The following is a 16,757-nucleotide window of genomic DNA, read 5'->3' on the forward strand; positions in this document are numbered from 1 at the left end:
GAGAGCCCTGTTCACCAGGGACCGGGGCGCCGGAGCGCCGGACGGGGAGGGTGCCGGTCAGCAGGTCTGCCGCAGATAGCCGCTGCTGCCGGCCGGAGAGACGTCCATGTCCCGGCGGACGATGGACAGTTCGTCCTTCCAGCCCTGGCAGGCGGTGGCGAGCCCCTTGGCGGTGTACTCGATGACGATCACGTCGTCACCGAAGTGGTCGGTGAAGGAGTCGCACTCGTTCCACTCCCCGCACTCCTCCGCGACGGCGAAGTCGAGCCCGGTGGTGGAGCGGTGCTCGGCGAGGTCGGCGGTGTTCTTCTGGGCGATCGCCAGGCCCTTGGAGTGCGCGTGGGCGGAGAGCTGGGTGATGTACGCCATGGCCGCCGAGGCGCCGAACCCGCCCTGGCTGCGGGTGTAGCTGTCGTAGTTGTCGGGCTCGACCGCCTGGAAGCCCTTGGCCGCGCAGCCGTCGATCCAGCCGTTCACCTTGGCGGCGATCCGTTCGCGCTTGGCGGCCGTGCTCACGTCCAGGACGGCCTCGTTCCACTCCTCGTCGATGATGACGTCGCCCGCGGAGTCCCGCAGGAGGAGGTCGGCGTCCCACGCGTCGAGTTCGTCGGGCTGCACCTGGAAGGCGTTGACGTAGCAGATGTTGTAGAGGCCGGGGGCCGGCGACGCCCCGCGGTCACGGCTCACCACGGACACCCCCGCGGGCGGGGTGTACGCGCCGCCGATCTGGTAGTCGAACCCGGCGTGGGCCGGGGGAAGGGTCAGTGCGGCGGCCGCGGGGGACGCGCTGAGGACGGGGGCGACCAGCGTTGCCGAGAGGGCCACGACCGCGGCGGAGATCCGGCGGGTACGGGCACGATCGATGCTCACTGTCGAGCTCCAGTGTGATGGAGGGTACGTCCCCGCCTCGGGCCCTGGAGTGACCCTGGCGACTGTGTCCGGGCTTGCGGGCCGTGGGGCCCTGGCGCTTACCGGCTAGGCGTACCTCTGACGCCGCGGGCCCTGCTTCGCGTGCTCGGCTCCGGCGTTTCGAGGAGTAAAGCGATCAGCTCTCCCCGTGTCAACAGAAGGCGAAGTAGGAGGTGGTCCCGGTGAGTTCGAACAGGCGCTGGAGCACGGGCTGCAAAGGGCCTCGCAGCATGAGGACCGAGTCGCTGCGGCGCAGGTGCCGCTGGGTGTTGATCAGCGCGTGGAGCAGCGCGGAGTCGGCCCAGACGAGGCCGCGCAGGTCGATGACGACGGTGGGGGTGCCGGCCGCCTTCTCGATGTGGGCGACTAACTCTTCGGTGGTGTCCCATTCCAGGAAACCGAGGACCGAGATCGTCGCCGTGGCGCCCGCGTCAGTACGGTTGATGGTGACGGAGCGGTGGGTGTGGCGACCTTCGTCGTTGCTGTCGTACGGGGCGCGTGTCATGCCGGCCTCCTGGTCGTTCCGGGCCGGGGGTCACTCGTTCGTGTGAGGGCAGGGGCTGCCCGGCGTCCGTCGGGGGGCGCGGGGCAACCGGGAGGCAGGGGAATCGCCGGGGTGCGGAGGTTCGTATGACGCTGTGGCACAGCGGCGGCACGCTGAGCGGGGTACCGGACAATCCCGCGGAGGCGCGGGAGGCCGTCGACCTGCTGATCGAGGAACCGGGCGAAGCCTGTCCCGTTGCGCTGCGCGGCGACATCATGCTGGCGGTGTCCGAACTCGTCTCCAATGCCGAGCAGCACACTCCGGGCATCCTCTGTTTCACCGCGGCGGTGCACGGAGGCACGCTCGGCGTGACCGTCGACTACGCGCCCGGCGGGCGAGGGGACTTCCACATGTCCAGCCGGGCCGGGTACGGCTGGTCGATCGTGACGGCCGTCGCCGCGTCGGTCACCGCCACCCAGCCGCTGACCGGCGGCAAGCGCGTACGTGTCCTGCTCCGACTGCACTGACAACAAGCTCACTTCCCGCTCAGTCACCCCATCGACGGCCCCGTTGGCGCCAGTACCCCCAGGGCGCGGCGCCCAACGTCCCTCGATCGTGGGAAGAGAATCATCAACAGACGGTCACGTGTTCAGCGCACCGGCAGGTGGGCACGGATGATCTTGCCGCGCCCGTCGGGGCGGACCTCCACGGAGATCTTCTCGGCCAACCGCTGTACCAGCGCCCAGCCGAAGCCACCCGGCTCCAGAGCGTCGCGCGGCGGCGACAGGGGCAGCGCCGAACTGTGGTCGCCCACCTCGATCACCACGTGGCCGCCCTCGGCACGCACCTGGAACCACGCCAGGCCGCCGCCGTGCCGACGAGCGTTGGACACGAGTTCCGAGCAGGCCAACTGGGCATCCGCCAGGCGCTGTTCCACCTGCGCGCCGGCACCGTCAGGAGCGTCGGCGGCGCATGCGTGGACCGCTCGGCGCACTTGCTCACGCGCCTGCGCACCTGACATCTCCCGCAGGCCCGGGGCGGGCTGCGGGGGCGGACGCGATGCGTCCTGTCCGTCGTGGTGCGCCGCCCTCATGGCGTGCTCTTGCTTCCACTGGACGGTGCATCCACCGGACCGCGCACCTCTCTCACGAGGAACACCCCCGGCTGTCGGTCACGGTCCCCGGCCTGCCGCGACGGCCGTCTTCCGCGCGTTCCGTGTCCTCGACGCAGTCCTCGAACACGTCCATGGTTCCGGTTTCGGTGAGCAGACGCCGAACGCCGACACTCAGCGGGCCCCGCAGCACCAGACGGCCCTGCCGGGTGCGCTGCGAGCGCAGCGCCCGCAGCAGAGCGTGCAGGAGCATGGAGTCACCGAACTCCACCCGCGACACGTCGATCTCGAGAATCTCGGGGGCGCCCGCCATCACGTCCGACAAGGCCTCGTCCAGTAGATGCCCGGTGTCCTCGTCGCAGTCACCGACCAGGACGATCACCGACCGCTCGGGTTCGAGACGGATGGTGACCTGCAAAGACGCGCGCATGAACTCATTATTTCATCCCGCACGGGTCCCGCTGCCCCTTCCCCGGGTCTGCTCGGCGCGGGGGCAGGGGCGGCGGCATCGGCTACGCGTCGGTCATCAGGCCCGCCCGGAGCTTGTTCACGACGCGGGTGATCAACCGGGAGACGTGCATCTGCGAGTAGCCCAGTTCCTCACCGATCTGCTGTTGGGTCCGCTCCTCGACGAAGCGCAGATGGATGATGGCGCGTTCCCGCTCGTCCAGATCGGCGATCAGCGGAGCCAGGGCGTGGAAGTTCTCGACGAGCTCGAAGCGGTCCTCGTCGACGCCGACGAAGTCGGCCAGCATGGTGTCGGACTCGTCGTCCTTGCCGTTGACCGTCGCGTCCAGGGACACGCTGTTGTAGCCGTTGGAGGCCTTCTGCGCCTCGGCGACCTCGGCCGGGTCCAGCTGCATCAGCTCCGCCAGCTCCGCCGTGCTCGGCGCGCGTCCCAGACGGGAGCGCAGCTCCTCGGTGGCCTTGGACAGTTCGATGCGCGCTTCCTGCAGACGGCGTGGGACGTGCACGGCCCAGGACGTGTCGCGGAAGAAGCGCTTGATCTCGCCGGTGATGTAGGGGACGGCGAAAGAGGTGAACTCGACCTCGCGGCTCAGCTCGAACCGGTCGATCGCCTTGATCAGACCGATCGTGCCGACCTGGACGATGTCCTCCATCTCCTGCGGACCGCGGTGCTTGAACCGGGACGCCGCGTACTGCACGAGGGAGAGGTTCATCTCGATCAGGACGTTGCGCACGTACTGGTACTCGTGCGTGCCTTCCTCGAGTTCGGTGAGGCGGTCGAAGAAGTGCCGCCCGACCTGACGCGCGTCCTTCGGCGCGATCGACGACGGGTCCGCGTACGCCCGCTCGACCAAGGCCTCCTCGGCCGGTGTGGCCGTCGTGGGTCCCTGCGCCGTCACGATCTTCATGCGTTCCGCCTCTTGTCGACTGGGCCTGCCTATCGGTCCCCGTCCGCCCCGCTTACCCAAGAAGTCGACGTGCATACCTGCAGGTTGTCGTACCGATCTACGGAACCTGAAGGGGCGTGCCGCAGGGCCGGAACCTGCTCGGCGGACCACGGCCGAACTCCCCGCAGGGCACGGCGATGTGCAGATGCGTGAACAAAAGGTGAAGGGGCATGCGGATGCGTGCGACCACCCGCACCCGACCTGGAGAAGCACATGTCTGCCACCACCGCGGCCACCGTTCCCGAGCCGACGCACGGGAGGTCACAGGCCGAGCGGGTTCAGCGCCTGCGACGCCGCATGGAGCGCCTCATCGGCGTCGCCGCCACCGAGGGGAACAGACTCCTGCCCCTGCGCAACGGCGACGAGATCTTCCCCGCCATGCTGACGGCGATCCGCGAGGCCCGGCACACCGTCGACATGATGACGTTCGTCTACTGGCAGGGCGAGATAGCCCGGGAGTTCGCCGAGGCTCTCGCCGAGCGGGCGCGCGCCGGTGTTCGTGTGCGGCTCCTGCTCGACGCGTTCGGCAGCCGCACCATCGAACAGGACCTCCTCGACCTGATGGAGCGCGAGGGCGTCGACATCGCCTGGTTCCGCAAGCCACTGCTGCTGTCCCCGTTCAAACAGAACCACCGCTGCCACCGCAAGGTCCTCGTCGTCGACGAGCTGACGGCGTTCACCGGCGGCGTCGGCATCGCCGAGGAGTGGTGCGGAGACGCCCGTGGCCCGCACGAGTGGCGCGACACCCACGTCCAGGTGCACGGCCCGGCCGTCGACGGAATCTGCGCCGCCTTCGCCCAGAACTGGGCGGAGTGCCACGACGAGCTCTTCGACGAGCGGGACCGTTTCGTCGAGCACGAGCCGAAGGGCGATGCCGTCGTGCAGGTGGTGCGCGGGTCGGCCAGCCTCGGCTGGCAGGACATCCAGACGCTGCTGCGGGTGGCGATCGCGTCCGCCGAGCAGCGACTGCGCCTGGCCACCGCCTACTTCTCACCCGACGACCACTTCGTCGAGCTGCTGTGCGCCGCGGCGGGCCGCGGCGTCGAGGTCGAGCTGCTGGTGCCCGGCCCGTACACCGACAAGAAGATCAGCCGGATCGCCGGACGTCACCACTATCACCGGCTGCTGGAGTGCGGGGTGACCATACGCGAGTACCAGCGGACCATGCTCCACTGCAAGATCGTCACGGTGGACGGCACCGCCGCCCTCATCGGCTCGGCCAACCTCAACCGGCGTTCCCTCGACCACGACGAGGAGGTGATGCTCGCCGTCCTCGACACGGAGTTCACCGCCGCCCTCGACGCGGACTACGACGCCGACGTCTCCCACAGCGTGACGGTGGACCCCGGCCGCTGGGCGAAGCGCCCGCTGTCGTTCCGGGCCGCCGAGACGGCCACCCGGGCCGTGCAGCACTTCCTGTGACAGGGCAGCCTCTCTCGCCGGTCGGTCAGGCCCGGCGCGGGCTCTGCACCGTGGAGTGCGGGCCGTCGCTGCCTAGGTGTATTGACTCGCAGCGTTGTTTACGCGGGTGATCGGTGGGTGGCCGCCGAGCGCGGTGTGGCAGCGGTGGTGGTTGCAGGTGTGCAGGAAGTCTGGCAGGGCGGCGGAGCGAGCCGAGGACCGCCCCTACTTGGCCTGCGGTGCCAGCGTCTGGGTGGTGCAGCCGAGTTCGAGGGCAATGCCGTCCCACATGCGCGCATAGGCGGTCTTGCGCGGCAGGGCCCCGTCATAGCTGGCGAGTTGCACGCAGACTCCGTCGAGCAGCGCGTTGATGCGCCAGGCGGATGCTTCTGGGGAAGTGCAGTGGAACGAGCCTTCTTGGTTGCCTTGTTCAATGATGCGCTGGAAGGAGTCGAGCCACCGGTGCAGGTAGCGGATCTGTCCCGATCTGACTTCCGGAACGCGCAGCGCGGCAACCCAGCCCTCCATGAGAGGGATCCAGCGAGTGGTGGGCCGCTCGGCCGTGATCGGGGTGATGGCAGCGCGCATCTTCTCGATGGCGTTGCCGTCGCCTTCGGCGGTGTGGCGCATGGCGACGGCTTCGTCCTCGGCGAGGAAGGTGAAGGTGTCCGTCAGGAGCTTTTCCCTGGTGGGGAAGTGGTAGTAGACGAGGGTGTAGCTGATGCCGAGCTGCTCGGCGACGTGCTTGACGCGCGCCTTGGCGAAGCCGTGTTCGCGCAGTACCTCGATCGTCGCGTGGAGGATCTGTTCGCGGCGTACTTCTACTTTCCTGGTGGGCACAGTCAGCAACCTATACGGGTGGGGGTTCTGAACGCCCTTCAGGGGCGGGAAGCGGTGGTGGGGGTGGCGTCGAGAAGGGCTTGTGTGTAGGGGTGGGCGGGCTCGCTCAGGACGGTGCGGGCGTCGCCTTCCTCGACGATGCGGCCCTTCTGGAGGACGGCGATGGTGTCGGCGTGGCGGGCCGCGGCGGGCAGGTCGTGGGTGATCAGCAGCAGGGCGGTGCCGGTGCTGCGCAGGTCGTCGAAGAGCTGCATGATGCCGGCCCGCATGGAGACGTCGAGCATGGAGACGGGTTCGTCGGCGATGAGGACGGCCGGTTCCAGGACCAGGGCGGCGGCGATGGCGACGCGCTGGCGCTGGCCGCCGGACAGCTGGTGGGGCAGCCGGTCCAGCAGGGCAGTGGGCACGTGAGCGCGTTCGAGGGCGCGGACGATGCGGTCCTCACGCTCACCGGCGTTGGAGCCGATCTTGTGGATGAGGAGACCCTCCTCGACGATCCGGCGCACGGTGAAGCGGCTGGGCAGGCTGGCGAAGGGATCCTGGTAGACGGTCTGGATGTGGCGCCGCCGGGCGCGCAGCGCGGCTCCGCCGAGGTGGGTGACGTCCTGGCCGGCGTGCAGGACGGTGCCGCTGTCGCAGGTGAGCATGCGGGCGGCGACGGCGGCCGTGGTGCTCTTGCCCGAGCCGGAGCCGCCGACTAGGGCCAGTGCCTTGCCGTGTTCCAGGCGCAGGCTGACGTGGTCGACCGCGCGGACCGGCTCGGCCGTACGGGAGCGGGGCAGGAGGGTGCGGCGCTGCGGGGCGAAGCTGACACAGACGTCGCGCAGTTCGAGCGGGCAGGGTGCCTCGGCTGGTGTGGGGTTGCTCATCGGGCGGCTTCCTCGGAGGCGTCGAACAGCTGGCGGGTGTAGGGGTGGGCAGGGTCGGTGCGCAGGCGCGCGCTGGGGCCGTGCTCGACGACCTTGCCGTGGCGCATGACGGCGAGGCTTTCGCAGTACTGGCTCACCAGTGGCAGGTCGTGCGAGACGAGGACGAGCCCCAGACCCAACCGGTCGGTGAGGTCGACGAGGAGATCGGCGATCTGCGCCTGGACGATGACGTCGAGGGCTGTCGTGGGCTCGTCGGCGAGCAGCACCTTGGGCTCGCAGGCGAGTGCCATGGCGATGACCGCGCGCTGGCGCATGCCGCCGGACAGTTCGTGGGGGTAGCGGTCCGCAACAGCGGGGGTGAGACCGACCAGGTCCAGAAGATGTTCGGTGTGCGCTCGGGCCGCTTTGCGGTGCGGTTGGGTCTGGTGCAGCAGCATCGGTTCGGCGATCTGCTTGCCGATGGTGCGTACCGGGTTGAAGGCGGCCATGGCTCCCTGGAAGACCATGGCGATGTCCTTCCACCGGTGGGGCCGGATGGAGCGCTCACCCCCCGCCAGAATGTTCGTGCCGTTGAGGAAAACGTGGCCGGCGGCGGTGGCGTTGGCGGGCAGCAGCCCCATGCAGGTGAGGGAGACGGTGGACTTGCCGCTGCCCGATTCGCCGACGAGGCCCAGTCGCTGACCGGCGTGGACGGCCAGGTCGACCCCGTGCAGCACGGTGACCGGCTCTCCGGCCGCCTGCTCGAACCTGACATGGAGGTCTTTGACTTCGAGGACGGGGGTGGGCACCGCCGTGACTTCTGACTCCTGCGGCTGCGTCGAGGTCGGGGTCATCGCTTCTCCTTGAACCGGGCGAGCGGCAGGACGCCGAAGGTGCGCACCGACAGGTGGCCCGCTCCCAGGCGGGGGTTGAGTGCGTCCTCGATGGTCTGGCCGACCATGGAGCAGGCGACGACGGCGAGCGTGATGCACAGGCCGGGCGGGACGATGGCCCACCAGGCTCCGCGCAGGACGGCGCTGGAGGTCGAGGCGGCTTCGATGAGGCCGCCCCAGGTGATGGCGTTGGGGTCGCCCAGGCCGAGGAAGGACACGTAGCTCTCGGCGAAGATCGCCGTGGAGATCATCAGCACCACGTTCGCGGCCAGCAGAGGTGCGATGCCCGGCAGGATGTGGTGGCGCAGGATCCGGCCGTGACTGGCGCCCAGGGACCGCACGCGCTGGATGTGGGGGCGTTCGCGCAGCGACTTGACCTCGGCGCGCACCATGCGGGCCGTGCTGGTCCAGTAGATCGCGGCGATGATGATCACGACGTTGGTGAGGTTCCGGCCGAACAGTGCCGCGGCCACGATCATCAACGGGACATCGGGCAGGGTCAGGAAGTAGTCGGTGATCCGCATGAGGATGCCCTCGGTGCGGCCGCCGACGTAGCCGGAGATCATGCCGACGGCGCCGCCGATCAGGACCGCGACGGCGGCCGCGGTGAGGCCGACGATCAGGGAGACGCGGGCGCCGGCGATGAGCTGGCTGAGCATGTCGACGCCGCCGTCGTCCAGGCCGAGCGGGAAGCGCGCGGAGGGGGCTTCGAACGGGTCCCCCACGGCACTGTTGGTGCCGTGCGGTTCGAGCAGCGGCCCGAAGACGGACACGATCAGCAGAAGGCCGAGCAGGACGAGACCGATGCGCCCGTAGAGGGTGTGCAGCAGGGCGTCACGGACGGGCCGGCGACGGCGCGCAGGCGACGGCGGGGCGATGGTCGTGGGGGCTGGTGCGCTCACGAGGCGGCTCCCACACGCGGGTCGATCTTGGGGTAGAGGAGGTCGGCGATCAGGTTGGCGACGATCACGGCGGCGGTCAGCAGGAGGAAGGCGCCCTGCAGGGTCGGGTAGTCGCGGCTGCTGATGGCGTCCATGACGGCGAGGCCAATGCCCGGGTAGGAAAAGACGCTCTCGATGACGACGGCGCCGCCCACGATGTAACCGAAGGTCTGAGCGGTGATCGTGACCAGCGGGAGGAGGGCGTTGGGCAGTGCGTGCCGGAAGACCGCGCTCAGTGGGCTGAGTCCTTTGGCCCGGGCGGTCAGCACGTGGTCCTCACCCAGGGCGGACAGCAGGGAGGAGCGGGTGATGAGCGCGAACTGGCCGAACAGGATGATGCCGAGGGTCGCCGAGGGCAGCACCATGTGCTGGACGCGGTCGATCAGGCTGTCGCTCCATGAGGCGGGTTCGAGGACGCCGAGGCTGGGTGAGTGGAGTCCTGCGACCGGCAGGCCGACGGTGAACGCGACGTACATGACGAGCATGAGGCCGAGCCACTGGGCGGGCATCGAGTAGAGGATGAGGCTGGTCAGGGTGAGGCCGCGGTCGGTGAGCGTGTTGTGCCGCCATGCGGCCAGCGAGCCGGCGATGACGCCGAGCAGCAGGGCCGCGATGGTGCCCAGCAGCAGCATGGGCAGGGTGGCCAGCAGCGGTTGGAGCAGCTGTGTGGTGACGGGGCGGTGGGAGGAGACCGACTGGCCGAGGTCGCCGTGGAGCAGGTCGCGCAGGTAGTACAGGTACTGCACGATCAGCGGCCGGTCGAGGCCGAGCTGGTGGCGCAGCAGTTCCCGGAAGGCCGGGGTGCAGCGCTGGCAGCGCAGGGAGGAGACGGCGTCGCCGGGGATCGTGCGGAAGAGGACGAAGTTGAGCGTGGCGGCCACCCACAGCGTGAGAAGCGCCGCGCCGATCCGGCGTATGAGGCGCTGCGGGCTCATGCGCGGCCCCCGGGAAACAGCGTGAGCGGACAACAGGAGTCGGTCATCGCGGATCTCCTTGGTGGTGCTGCACGTTGGCGTAGTAGCAGTCGCAGGCGCCGATGGTGCGGGGGGCGAACCCGCTCCACCCGGGGCGGGCTGCGCTGATGAGAGAGGTGTTGACCAGGAAGATGTACGGGCGCTGGCGAGCGGCGATCTGCTGCAGCCGGTGCACGAGGGCGCGGCGTTGGGCGAGCGAGCCGGCGCGGGCCTGTTCCTGGAAGAGGCGGTCGTAGGCGGGGTCGCTGAACCCGGTGTCGTTGAGGTTGCCGAGCTGGTCGCTGGCCAGGAGCGACAGGTTGAACGACGGATCGACGTTCCCGCCCCACGTCCACATGCCGATGTCGGCCTTCTCGTACTTGTAGTCGGGCGCCGACAGGGCGGCGAACGCCTGCGCCGTGTCTCCGGAGGGCAGTTGGGTGACCTTCACTCCGAGTTTCGCCCAGTCGCTCTGCACAATCTTGAACTGGCGGTTGACGTCGAAGGTCAGGTCCCCGGGGGTGATGATCTCGTAATTCATGCGGTGTGCCGGCTGCGGATACTTGCCGGTCGTGGCGGGGACGATCCGTGTCCCGTCCTTGTCGCGCCGGTAGCCCAGGGCGTCCAGTGCCCGGTTGGCGGCGGCGACGTCGAACGGTAGCGGCTTGATCTTCGGGTCGCGCCAGGCGTCGCCCGACATGGGCGAGATGAGGTTCGCGTACGGCTGGGCGTAGTCGCCGAAGACGACCTTGGCGATGCGCCGCCGGTCCACTCCCCGCTCCAGCGCCTCGCGTACCTGCGGGTCGAGCAGCTCGCGGTTGCGGGGCTTGGCGGGGTTGGAATTGAAGATGATGTCGCTGCGCATCGGTCCGTCAGCTGTGGTCACCCGCATCTTGTCGGCCTTGCGCAGAGCGTCCGCGGTCGTGCTGGGCAGCTGGTTGACGAAGTCGAGATTGCCCGCGATGAGGTCGGAGACCAGGGCTTCGGCGTTCGTGTAGTAGGTCAGGGTCACGGCCTTGAGCGTGGGCCGGGCGCCGTAGTAGCGGGGGTTGGGCCGGTAGACCGTGGTCCCCTTCTCCTCCAGCCGCGTGATGGTGAAGGGCCCCCCGCTGACCATGGGCAGCGAGTCCTGCGGCCGATAGCTCAGCAGGCCCGCCCCGCCCTTGCCGATGTGGTCCTTCCACACCGTGCGCGGCAGGACGAAGAAGCCGGTGAGCAGATCGAGGATGTTGGACGGAGCCTCACGCGTGAACGCCAGCTTCACCGTGTGGGCGTCGACGGCACTCACCTTGTCGACCGGGCCCAACGCGGAAGCGAGGGAGGCAGTGGCACCCTTGGCGAACTTCAGGTCGGTGCGCGCACTCCAGACCACGTCCGGCGCGCCCAGCGCCGACCCGTCGGACCACCGGGCATCGGGGTTCAGGTGCAGGATCAGGCTCCGGCCCCCGTCGGTCTTCGACCAACGGGTCGCCAGCGCCGGGATCACCTTGTTGCCCGGGCCGTACTGCACCAGTCGCGGGTAGGTCATCGAGACGGCGTTGAGCCCCTCGTCGCTGCCCGCGGTGTAGGGGTTGACGGAGTCGATCGGCGACACCGTCCCGATCCGCAGCACCTCTCCCTCCGGAGGCGCGCCCGGGGCGCGGCATCCCACCGCTGCCACCATGAGCATGCTGACGGCCGCGCATCGCGCCTGCCAGCGTGCCGGTTTCCTGAGCTTCATCCGAGCTCCTCGAACAGTTCCAGCCGTGCCGACGCCACCGCGCCGGGCCGAGTGGCCGGAACTCTACGCATGATTGACATGTCTGTCACTAAGTTGCCGCCGCACATGCATGTAACGAAGGGGTTACGCGCGAATGGGCATGTACAGGAGCCGATTCAAACTGATACATCTGTCAGTCGAGCCGCTGACTGGAGACTTCATGCACGTCACCCCCGCCCTCTCGCCGCACTGGCCGCTGCCGCCCGACCTGAGGACGCTGTGCGCCTCCGTCCCGCACGTCACGGCCTTTCCCACCGTCACCGAGATCAACGACCGCCTGGCGGCACTAGCCGAGCGGCACCCGTCCGTGGCGAGCCTGCGCCGCATCGGGACATCCCGGGGCGGCGAGCCGCTGCTGCGTCTGGATATCGACGGCGGTCCCCGTACCGCCCTGGTCGTGGGCGGCCCGCATCCCAACGAACCGATCGGCTCCATCACCGCGCTGCACCTGGCCGAAGCGCTCTGCGCCGACCCGGCTCTGCGCGAACGCCTGGGCCACTCCTGGCACATCATTGGCTGTATCGATCCCGACGGCGCCAAGCTCAACTACTCCTGGTTCGACCGCCCCCACGACCGGCTCGCCTACTTCCGCGGCTTCTACCGCCCTGCCTTCTTCGACCAGATCGAATGGACCTTCCCCCTCGACCACCGGGGGGTGACATTCGAGGCAACCCTGCCCGAGGTGCACGCCTGGATGGAATCGATCGACGAACTCCGGCCCGACCTCATGCCGTCGCTGCACAACAGCGACACCGGCGGCGTCTTCTACTACCTCTCCCGCGACGTCTCCGACCTGGCCCGACGGCTGTCCGCCCTGCCCCCGCTCTTCGGCCTCACCGTCGACGTCGGCGAACCCGAATCACCGGGCGCGCCCCTGTTGGCGCCCGCCGTCTTCGGCCAGTGGGACACCCCAGAAGAGATCGACTGCCTGATCGAGCACGGCAAAGCACCGGACACCTGGAGCGCCGGCGACTCCAGCTTCTCCTACGCCCGGAAGTACGGGACCACCGGACTCATTGCCGAAGTGCCCATGTGGAGCGATGCCACGTTCAGCGACACCAGCCCCAGCACCGTCCCCCTCGACGAGCTCCGCGAACAGGAGCGCGCCACCACCCAGCACACCCTTCAGATCCTGGGAGACGTCTACACCGAGGCGGCCGGCTTCATCGACGCAGGCTCACTCTTCGCCCGAGCCTGCCGAGACCGCCTGACATCGAAGCCAAGCCTCATGCCACCCACCACCGGCCGCCTGGCCACGCGGGCCGAGGTGGCATCCCAAGCACAGTCCCGGCACCTGCTGCGCCTGCGCTACGGAAGTATGCTCGTCCGCCTGCTCGCCTCGAACCCCGCACTGCGGCCGCTGCACGCACAGATGACCCGCACCTACCAGCAGTGGGAGCAGGAATCCGTAGCGGACACACCCCCCACCGTGCCCGTGCGCGTCGCCGCAGGAATCCAGCTCGCCGCGATCAGCATCGCCGCGACCTGCTGACCTGCCGCACGCGGCCACCACCCCGCAACCGCAACACGCCCGCGCAGGCCGAAGGGGCGGTTCAGCTGCCTGCCTCCCGGCCGAGCTCGGCCGTCGCGTCCGCGTACTTCAGCAACAGCCGGGCGAATTCGAGCCGCTCCTGTTCCGGCCAGCCGCGGGTGAGGTGGACGAACGCCTGGCGGTGCTGGCTGCGGAAACGATCACGCAGGGCGACGCCCTCGCCGGTCAGCCGCAGAACGGTCCGGCGCGCGTCACGCTGTGAGACGGTCCGCTCCAACAGGCCGGCATCGATGCAGTCCTTGACCATCCTGCTGGCCACCGAGGGGTCAACGGAGAGCTGATAGGCGACCCCTCCTACCGTCATCTCCCCCTCAGCCTCGTCGACGATGTTGATGACCTGATTGCGGGACATGTCCTTGCGGGTCACCGGCGGGTCGACCTGCACCAATGCAGTGCGCCGGCGTATCCGGGCGAACGCAGCGCCGACCGAGTCCAGCAACATGTCGGGCATCTGATCTGCGGGGTCCTTCATCCGCCCAGCATATCCGCAGACTCGTGCCGATTACATAAGCATGCAAGAATGCATGTATATGCTGCACTGCATGTGTGCTGCGCCGCCGTTGCGGATCGCTGCGCAGCGGCACACCACTGATGGGACACACAGTCATGACCACTGCGATCATCAATGCCCGCATCTTCGACGGCGAGCAGACGCTTCAGGCGAGCACCGTCGTCTTCGACTCCACGGGGATCCGCGCCCTCGGCGCCGACACCCCCGAGGGCGCCGAAGTGGTCGACGCCGAGGGCGCGACCCTGCTGCCTGGGCTGATCGACGCCCACGTCCACACCAACACCGCCTCGCTCGCGCTCGCGCTACGTTTCGGAGTGACCACCGAACTGGAGATGCAGGGCACCAACACCGCCGACAACCGCGCGCACATCACCGACGACGACTCGCTCGCCGACGTTCGCTCCTCCGGCTTCGGCATCACGCCGCCCGGCGGCCACCCCAGCGAACTGTTCCCGGAGGGATTCCGTCCCGGCCCGCCACCCGGCGCCTCATCTGCGCGGCCGGAGGGCCCCCCGCCGCTCATGCCGTTCTCCACCACCCCTGAGGAAGCGGTGGCGTTCATCCCCCAGCTGATCGAACGCGGCTCGGACTACATCAAGTTCATGGTCGACGACGGGTCCGTAGAGGGCCATCCCGGCCTGCCCATGCTGGACCAGGCCACCTTGAACGCGGGAGTCGCCGAGGCCAAGCGCCACGGCAAGCTCACCGTCGCCCACGCCCTGACCGTCGAGGCGACCGACATGGCCATCGAGGCCGGCGTCGACGGCCTGGCCCACCTGTTCATGGACGGCCCCCACAGCGACGAGATCATCACCCTGATCCGCGACTCCGGCACGTTCGTCGTGCCCTGCGTCGTGCTGAACGCCTCCATGATGGGCATCACCGGCGACCGTCTCGCCGACGACCCCCGCGTGGCGAGCCGCCTCGACGAAGCCTGGATCAAGACGCTCCGTAGCAGCTTCAACCACTACCCGCAGGGCCGCATCGACGACGTCCTGGCCTCGGTCCGCGCCCTGCACGAGGCAGGCGTCGACATCCTCGCCGGCACCGACGTCTCCATGCCGATGCCCTTCCTCGGCGGCCTCGCTCACGGCGCCAGCCTCCACCACGAACTGCAATACCTCGTACAGGCCGGCCTCACCCCCGCCCAGGCCCTGCGCGCCGCCACAGCCACAACCGCCCGCCGCTTCAAGCTCGACGACCGCGGCCGCATCGCAGAGGGCCTGCGCGCCGACCTGCTCCTCGTGGACGGCGACCCCACCACCACCATCGACGACACCCTCAACACCCGAGCCGTCTGGCGCCGCGGCACCCGGCTGCCCACAGCCTGATCCAACGACGCCTCAACGCTGCGGGGTCACCCACCCCGACCTCGGGGACGTCGGTACGCGGCCGTGGAGCGAGCGGAGAGACCCCCTCGTCCACCTGGCCACGTCCTCGGACCTCCGATCCAGGTCGTCACCCGCGAGCCCGGACCGTGAGAAAGCCGCGGTCCGGTTCGAGGCCCTCGCCGACAGCAGTGTTGGAGGGCTGGTACGGAAACTGGTCTCGGGCAATGACCCGGCGCCCTTCCAAACCCGCATATGGCGACGCCCGCCCACCCCATGGATTGGAGTCCCGCGGCGGACTGACCAGCAAGATGCACCTTGCCGTCGACGCGCGCGGACTACCCATGTCGGTCGTCTTGTCTCCGGGCCAGGCCGGGTACACCCGCACCTGCTGCCACTGCTGGAGCAGATAGCAGTCGGCCGTGACGGATCCGGCCGCCCTCACACACACCCCGACCGGGTCCTGGCCGACAAGGCGTACTCCCACCCGTCGACCCGGGCGGCAATGCGAGCTCGCGGGATCGCGTTCACCACCCCGGAACGCAGCGCCCAGATCGCCCGCCGCACAGCCGAGGGCTCCCGGGACAGACGCCCACCCGCCTTCGATCCCGAGCGCTCCACCGCAGGACACGCCCTAGCCGCAGAGCTCCGGCTCCAGCAGGGCGACGGCCTCGCGCAGTCCCCCGGGTTGGACGGACCCGTCGATGACGGTGCCCCGCCAGCCGGGCCCCGCCAGATGGAGTGCCGGCTGTTGCCGCGCCCCTTTGAGCCCCCAGGCCGCTCGCTGCAGGTGCGCGGCGAGCGGCGTGCTCGCCAAGGACCGGGTCTGCGACCACAGCACTATGGCGGCCGGCCCGGTCCGGCGCACCGTGGCGACCAGTGCGTCGGCCGGAACGGCTGCGCCGAGCATCCGTGCAGGTCGGCCCACGTGCAGGAGCGCCGCGTGCAAGGCCTCGAGCGGCAGCGTGTGCTGTTCGCCGGGAACGCAGGCCAGGAGCACACGGGGCGCGTTTCGGCTCGTCTGCGGAGAGTCCAGCAGGAACTGTGCGTTGCGCAGGGTGGTGGACACGTGCCAGGACAGCAGGTGTTCGACCTCGACATAGCGGTCACCGGCGGACTCCCACTTGCGGCCGACCGCGTGCAGGGTCGGCATCATGAGTTCTTCCCAGGCGGTGATCACCCCGTGGTGCCGGACGAAGGCGTCGAGCTGCTGCTGAACGGCGTCGGAGTCGAGGCGCAGAGCGGCACGGGCGAGTCCCCGGCATTCGGTCCGCACCAGGCCCATCTGGAGAAAGGACGTGCCGGGGCCGTGGCTCTGCGGAGGGACCGGCGCCGTACTGGCGGACATGGCGGTCTCGGTCGCTTCACCGTGCTGTGCGACGGCTCCGGCACGTTCTTTGGCGACGCGCGCGGCTTCGGCCGGAGGGATGCCGGAAGCCGTGAGGCGGCACATGTCCTCGATCATGGCGACGTCACGCGGGGACCAGCGACGGTGGCGACCATGATCCCGCTGGGCTGGACCCAGCCGGTAGCGCTGGTCCCATGACCGCAGCGTCGTGGGTGAGATGCCCAGGCGCCGGGCCAGCGATCCCGAGGTGATGCCCGCATCGTCGACCGCTGCCGGACGCCGGGGCGGCTGTTCGGGCACAGCGTGGGAGTTCATGCACGAAGTGTATCGACGCAACATCGTTGCGGTCCGGGGCGAGGCGTGGCGGCTGCACGGATCTGCTGCCGCGTGCATCTGCCCTGCCGCAAGGAACGGAACGTCCGGTGACACGGGTTCTTCCCGTCCCGCACATTCGCCCTGCTCCA

Annotated in this window: 17 protein-coding genes and 1 pseudogene; 4 read left to right on the plus strand and 14 right to left on the minus strand. The window is 69.3% G+C overall.

What is annotated here, in order from left to right:
- Positions 1 to 57: 57 nt before the first annotated feature.
- The gene (locus tag ACQUQD_RS04120) at positions 58 to 870 is read right to left on the minus strand and encodes an endo alpha-1,4 polygalactosaminidase (RefSeq protein ID WP_428950536.1); all 813 of its coding nucleotides are present in this window, start codon (positions 868 to 870) and stop codon (positions 58 to 60) included.
- Positions 871 to 1,060: 190 nt separating this feature from the next.
- Complete coding sequence (locus ACQUQD_RS04125) at positions 1,061 to 1,414, minus strand: STAS domain-containing protein (RefSeq protein WP_428950537.1); 354 nt, start codon at positions 1,412 to 1,414, stop codon at positions 1,061 to 1,063.
- A 125-nt stretch (positions 1,415 to 1,539) separates the two neighbouring features.
- Between ACQUQD_RS04125 and ACQUQD_RS04130 the strand changes: the two genes are divergently transcribed.
- Positions 1,540 to 1,920 (plus strand): ATP-binding protein, encoded by a 381-nt coding sequence (locus tag ACQUQD_RS04130; RefSeq protein ID WP_428950538.1) that lies wholly within the window; start codon positions 1,540 to 1,542, stop codon positions 1,918 to 1,920.
- Between the two features lie 122 nt (positions 1,921 to 2,042).
- Here ACQUQD_RS04130 and ACQUQD_RS04135 read toward each other — a convergent pair whose 3' ends face one another.
- The 3 genes from ACQUQD_RS04135 to ACQUQD_RS04145 form a co-directional block, all read right to left on the minus strand.
- The gene (locus ACQUQD_RS04135; protein ID WP_428950539.1) at positions 2,043 to 2,486 is read right to left on the minus strand and encodes an ATP-binding protein; all 444 of its coding nucleotides are present in this window, start codon (positions 2,484 to 2,486) and stop codon (positions 2,043 to 2,045) included.
- A 52-nt stretch (positions 2,487 to 2,538) separates the two neighbouring features.
- On the minus strand, positions 2,539 to 2,934 hold the full coding sequence (locus ACQUQD_RS04140; RefSeq protein ID WP_428950540.1) for an STAS domain-containing protein: 396 nt from the start codon (positions 2,932 to 2,934) through the stop codon (positions 2,539 to 2,541).
- A gap of 82 nt (positions 2,935 to 3,016) precedes the next feature.
- Positions 3,017 to 3,880: a SigB/SigF/SigG family RNA polymerase sigma factor gene (locus ACQUQD_RS04145; protein WP_428950541.1), complete on the minus strand. Its 864-nt coding sequence runs from the start codon at positions 3,878 to 3,880 to the stop codon at positions 3,017 to 3,019.
- Between the two features lie 252 nt (positions 3,881 to 4,132).
- Between ACQUQD_RS04145 and ACQUQD_RS04150 the strand changes: the two genes are divergently transcribed.
- Positions 4,133 to 5,341: a phospholipase D-like domain-containing protein gene (locus ACQUQD_RS04150; RefSeq protein WP_428950542.1), complete on the plus strand. Its 1,209-nt coding sequence runs from the start codon at positions 4,133 to 4,135 to the stop codon at positions 5,339 to 5,341.
- A gap of 72 nt (positions 5,342 to 5,413) precedes the next feature.
- Here ACQUQD_RS04150 and ACQUQD_RS04155 read toward each other — a convergent pair.
- The 7 genes and pseudogenes from ACQUQD_RS04155 to ACQUQD_RS04185 all read right to left on the minus strand — a co-directional run.
- A pseudogene (locus tag ACQUQD_RS04155) lies at positions 5,414 to 5,539 on the minus strand (IS481 family transposase); the annotation flags it as partial.
- A 6-nt stretch (positions 5,540 to 5,545) separates the two neighbouring features.
- Positions 5,546 to 6,160 (minus strand): TetR/AcrR family transcriptional regulator, encoded by a 615-nt coding sequence (locus ACQUQD_RS04160; RefSeq protein WP_428950543.1) that lies wholly within the window; start codon positions 6,158 to 6,160, stop codon positions 5,546 to 5,548.
- Between the two features lie 38 nt (positions 6,161 to 6,198).
- The gene (locus tag ACQUQD_RS04165; RefSeq protein ID WP_428950544.1) at positions 6,199 to 7,029 is read right to left on the minus strand and encodes an ABC transporter ATP-binding protein; all 831 of its coding nucleotides are present in this window, start codon (positions 7,027 to 7,029) and stop codon (positions 6,199 to 6,201) included.
- A complete protein-coding gene (locus tag ACQUQD_RS04170; protein ID WP_428950545.1) occupies positions 7,026 to 7,862 on the minus strand; it encodes an ABC transporter ATP-binding protein in 837 nt (278 codons plus the stop codon). Before ACQUQD_RS04170 ends, ACQUQD_RS04165 begins: the two co-directional genes overlap by 4 nt.
- Positions 7,859 to 8,803: an ABC transporter permease gene (locus ACQUQD_RS04175; RefSeq protein ID WP_428950546.1), complete on the minus strand. Its 945-nt coding sequence runs from the start codon at positions 8,801 to 8,803 to the stop codon at positions 7,859 to 7,861. The genes ACQUQD_RS04170 and ACQUQD_RS04175 overlap by 4 nt, the downstream gene beginning before the upstream one ends.
- Positions 8,800 to 9,777, minus strand: coding sequence for an ABC transporter permease (locus ACQUQD_RS04180; protein WP_428950547.1), 978 nt, complete (start codon positions 9,775 to 9,777; stop codon positions 8,800 to 8,802). Before ACQUQD_RS04180 ends, ACQUQD_RS04175 begins: the two co-directional genes overlap by 4 nt.
- Positions 9,778 to 9,820: 43 nt before the next feature.
- Complete coding sequence (locus tag ACQUQD_RS04185) at positions 9,821 to 11,515, minus strand: ABC transporter substrate-binding protein (RefSeq protein WP_428950548.1); 1,695 nt, start codon at positions 11,513 to 11,515, stop codon at positions 9,821 to 9,823.
- A gap of 199 nt (positions 11,516 to 11,714) precedes the next feature.
- Here ACQUQD_RS04185 and ACQUQD_RS04190 point away from each other — a divergent pair, with 199 nt between their 5' ends.
- A complete protein-coding gene (locus tag ACQUQD_RS04190; RefSeq protein ID WP_428950549.1) occupies positions 11,715 to 13,046 on the plus strand; it encodes a M14 family zinc carboxypeptidase in 1,332 nt (443 codons plus the stop codon).
- A 61-nt stretch (positions 13,047 to 13,107) separates the two neighbouring features.
- Here ACQUQD_RS04190 and ACQUQD_RS04195 read toward each other — a convergent pair whose 3' ends face one another.
- Positions 13,108 to 13,578, minus strand: coding sequence for a MarR family winged helix-turn-helix transcriptional regulator (locus ACQUQD_RS04195; RefSeq protein WP_428950550.1), 471 nt, complete (start codon positions 13,576 to 13,578; stop codon positions 13,108 to 13,110).
- A 134-nt stretch (positions 13,579 to 13,712) separates the two neighbouring features.
- On the opposite strand from ACQUQD_RS04195, the gene ACQUQD_RS04200 reads away from it, so the two are divergent.
- Entirely contained in the window at positions 13,713 to 14,948 is a 1,236-nt protein-coding gene (locus tag ACQUQD_RS04200) for an amidohydrolase family protein (RefSeq protein ID WP_428950551.1), read from the plus strand.
- Positions 14,949 to 15,579: 631 nt separating this feature from the next.
- Here the strand turns inward: ACQUQD_RS04200 and ACQUQD_RS04205 are convergent.
- Complete coding sequence (locus ACQUQD_RS04205) at positions 15,580 to 16,608, minus strand: MerR family transcriptional regulator (RefSeq protein ID WP_428950552.1); 1,029 nt, start codon at positions 16,606 to 16,608, stop codon at positions 15,580 to 15,582.
- Positions 16,609 to 16,757 lie beyond the last annotated feature (149 nt).

This window comes from Streptomyces sp. cg35 (genome assembly GCF_050410835.1).
Classification (GTDB): domain Bacteria; phylum Actinomycetota; class Actinomycetes; order Streptomycetales; family Streptomycetaceae; genus Streptomyces.

What these genes read in the sequence shown, in the direction of transcription:
- ACQUQD_RS04125 (WP_428950537.1), bottom strand. Translation starts at nt 1,414, where the DNA reads ATGACACGCGCCCCGTACGACAGCAACGACGAAGGTCGCCACACCCAC.
- ACQUQD_RS04130 (WP_428950538.1), top strand. Translation starts at nt 1,540, where the DNA reads ATGACGCTGTGGCACAGCGGCGGCACGCTGAGCGGGGTACCGGACAAT.
- ACQUQD_RS04135 (WP_428950539.1), bottom strand. Translation starts at nt 2,486, where the DNA reads ATGAGGGCGGCGCACCACGACGGACAGGACGCATCGCGTCCGCCCCCG.
- ACQUQD_RS04140 (WP_428950540.1), bottom strand. Translation starts at nt 2,934, where the DNA reads ATGCGCGCGTCTTTGCAGGTCACCATCCGTCTCGAACCCGAGCGGTCG.
- ACQUQD_RS04145 (WP_428950541.1), bottom strand. Translation starts at nt 3,880, where the DNA reads ATGAAGATCGTGACGGCGCAGGGACCCACGACGGCCACACCGGCCGAG.
- ACQUQD_RS04150 (WP_428950542.1), top strand. Translation starts at nt 4,133, where the DNA reads ATGTCTGCCACCACCGCGGCCACCGTTCCCGAGCCGACGCACGGGAGG.
- ACQUQD_RS04165 (WP_428950544.1), bottom strand. Translation starts at nt 7,029, where the DNA reads ATGAGCAACCCCACACCAGCCGAGGCACCCTGCCCGCTCGAACTGCGC.
- ACQUQD_RS04170 (WP_428950545.1), bottom strand. Translation starts at nt 7,862, where the DNA reads ATGACCCCGACCTCGACGCAGCCGCAGGAGTCAGAAGTCACGGCGGTG.
- ACQUQD_RS04180 (WP_428950547.1), bottom strand. Translation starts at nt 9,777, where the DNA reads ATGAGCCCGCAGCGCCTCATACGCCGGATCGGCGCGGCGCTTCTCACG.
- ACQUQD_RS04185 (WP_428950548.1), bottom strand. Translation starts at nt 11,515, where the DNA reads ATGAAGCTCAGGAAACCGGCACGCTGGCAGGCGCGATGCGCGGCCGTC.
- ACQUQD_RS04190 (WP_428950549.1), top strand. Translation starts at nt 11,715, where the DNA reads ATGCACGTCACCCCCGCCCTCTCGCCGCACTGGCCGCTGCCGCCCGAC.
- ACQUQD_RS04195 (WP_428950550.1), bottom strand. Translation starts at nt 13,578, where the DNA reads ATGAAGGACCCCGCAGATCAGATGCCCGACATGTTGCTGGACTCGGTC.
- ACQUQD_RS04200 (WP_428950551.1), top strand. Translation starts at nt 13,713, where the DNA reads ATGACCACTGCGATCATCAATGCCCGCATCTTCGACGGCGAGCAGACG.
- ACQUQD_RS04205 (WP_428950552.1), bottom strand. Translation starts at nt 16,608, where the DNA reads ATGAACTCCCACGCTGTGCCCGAACAGCCGCCCCGGCGTCCGGCAGCG.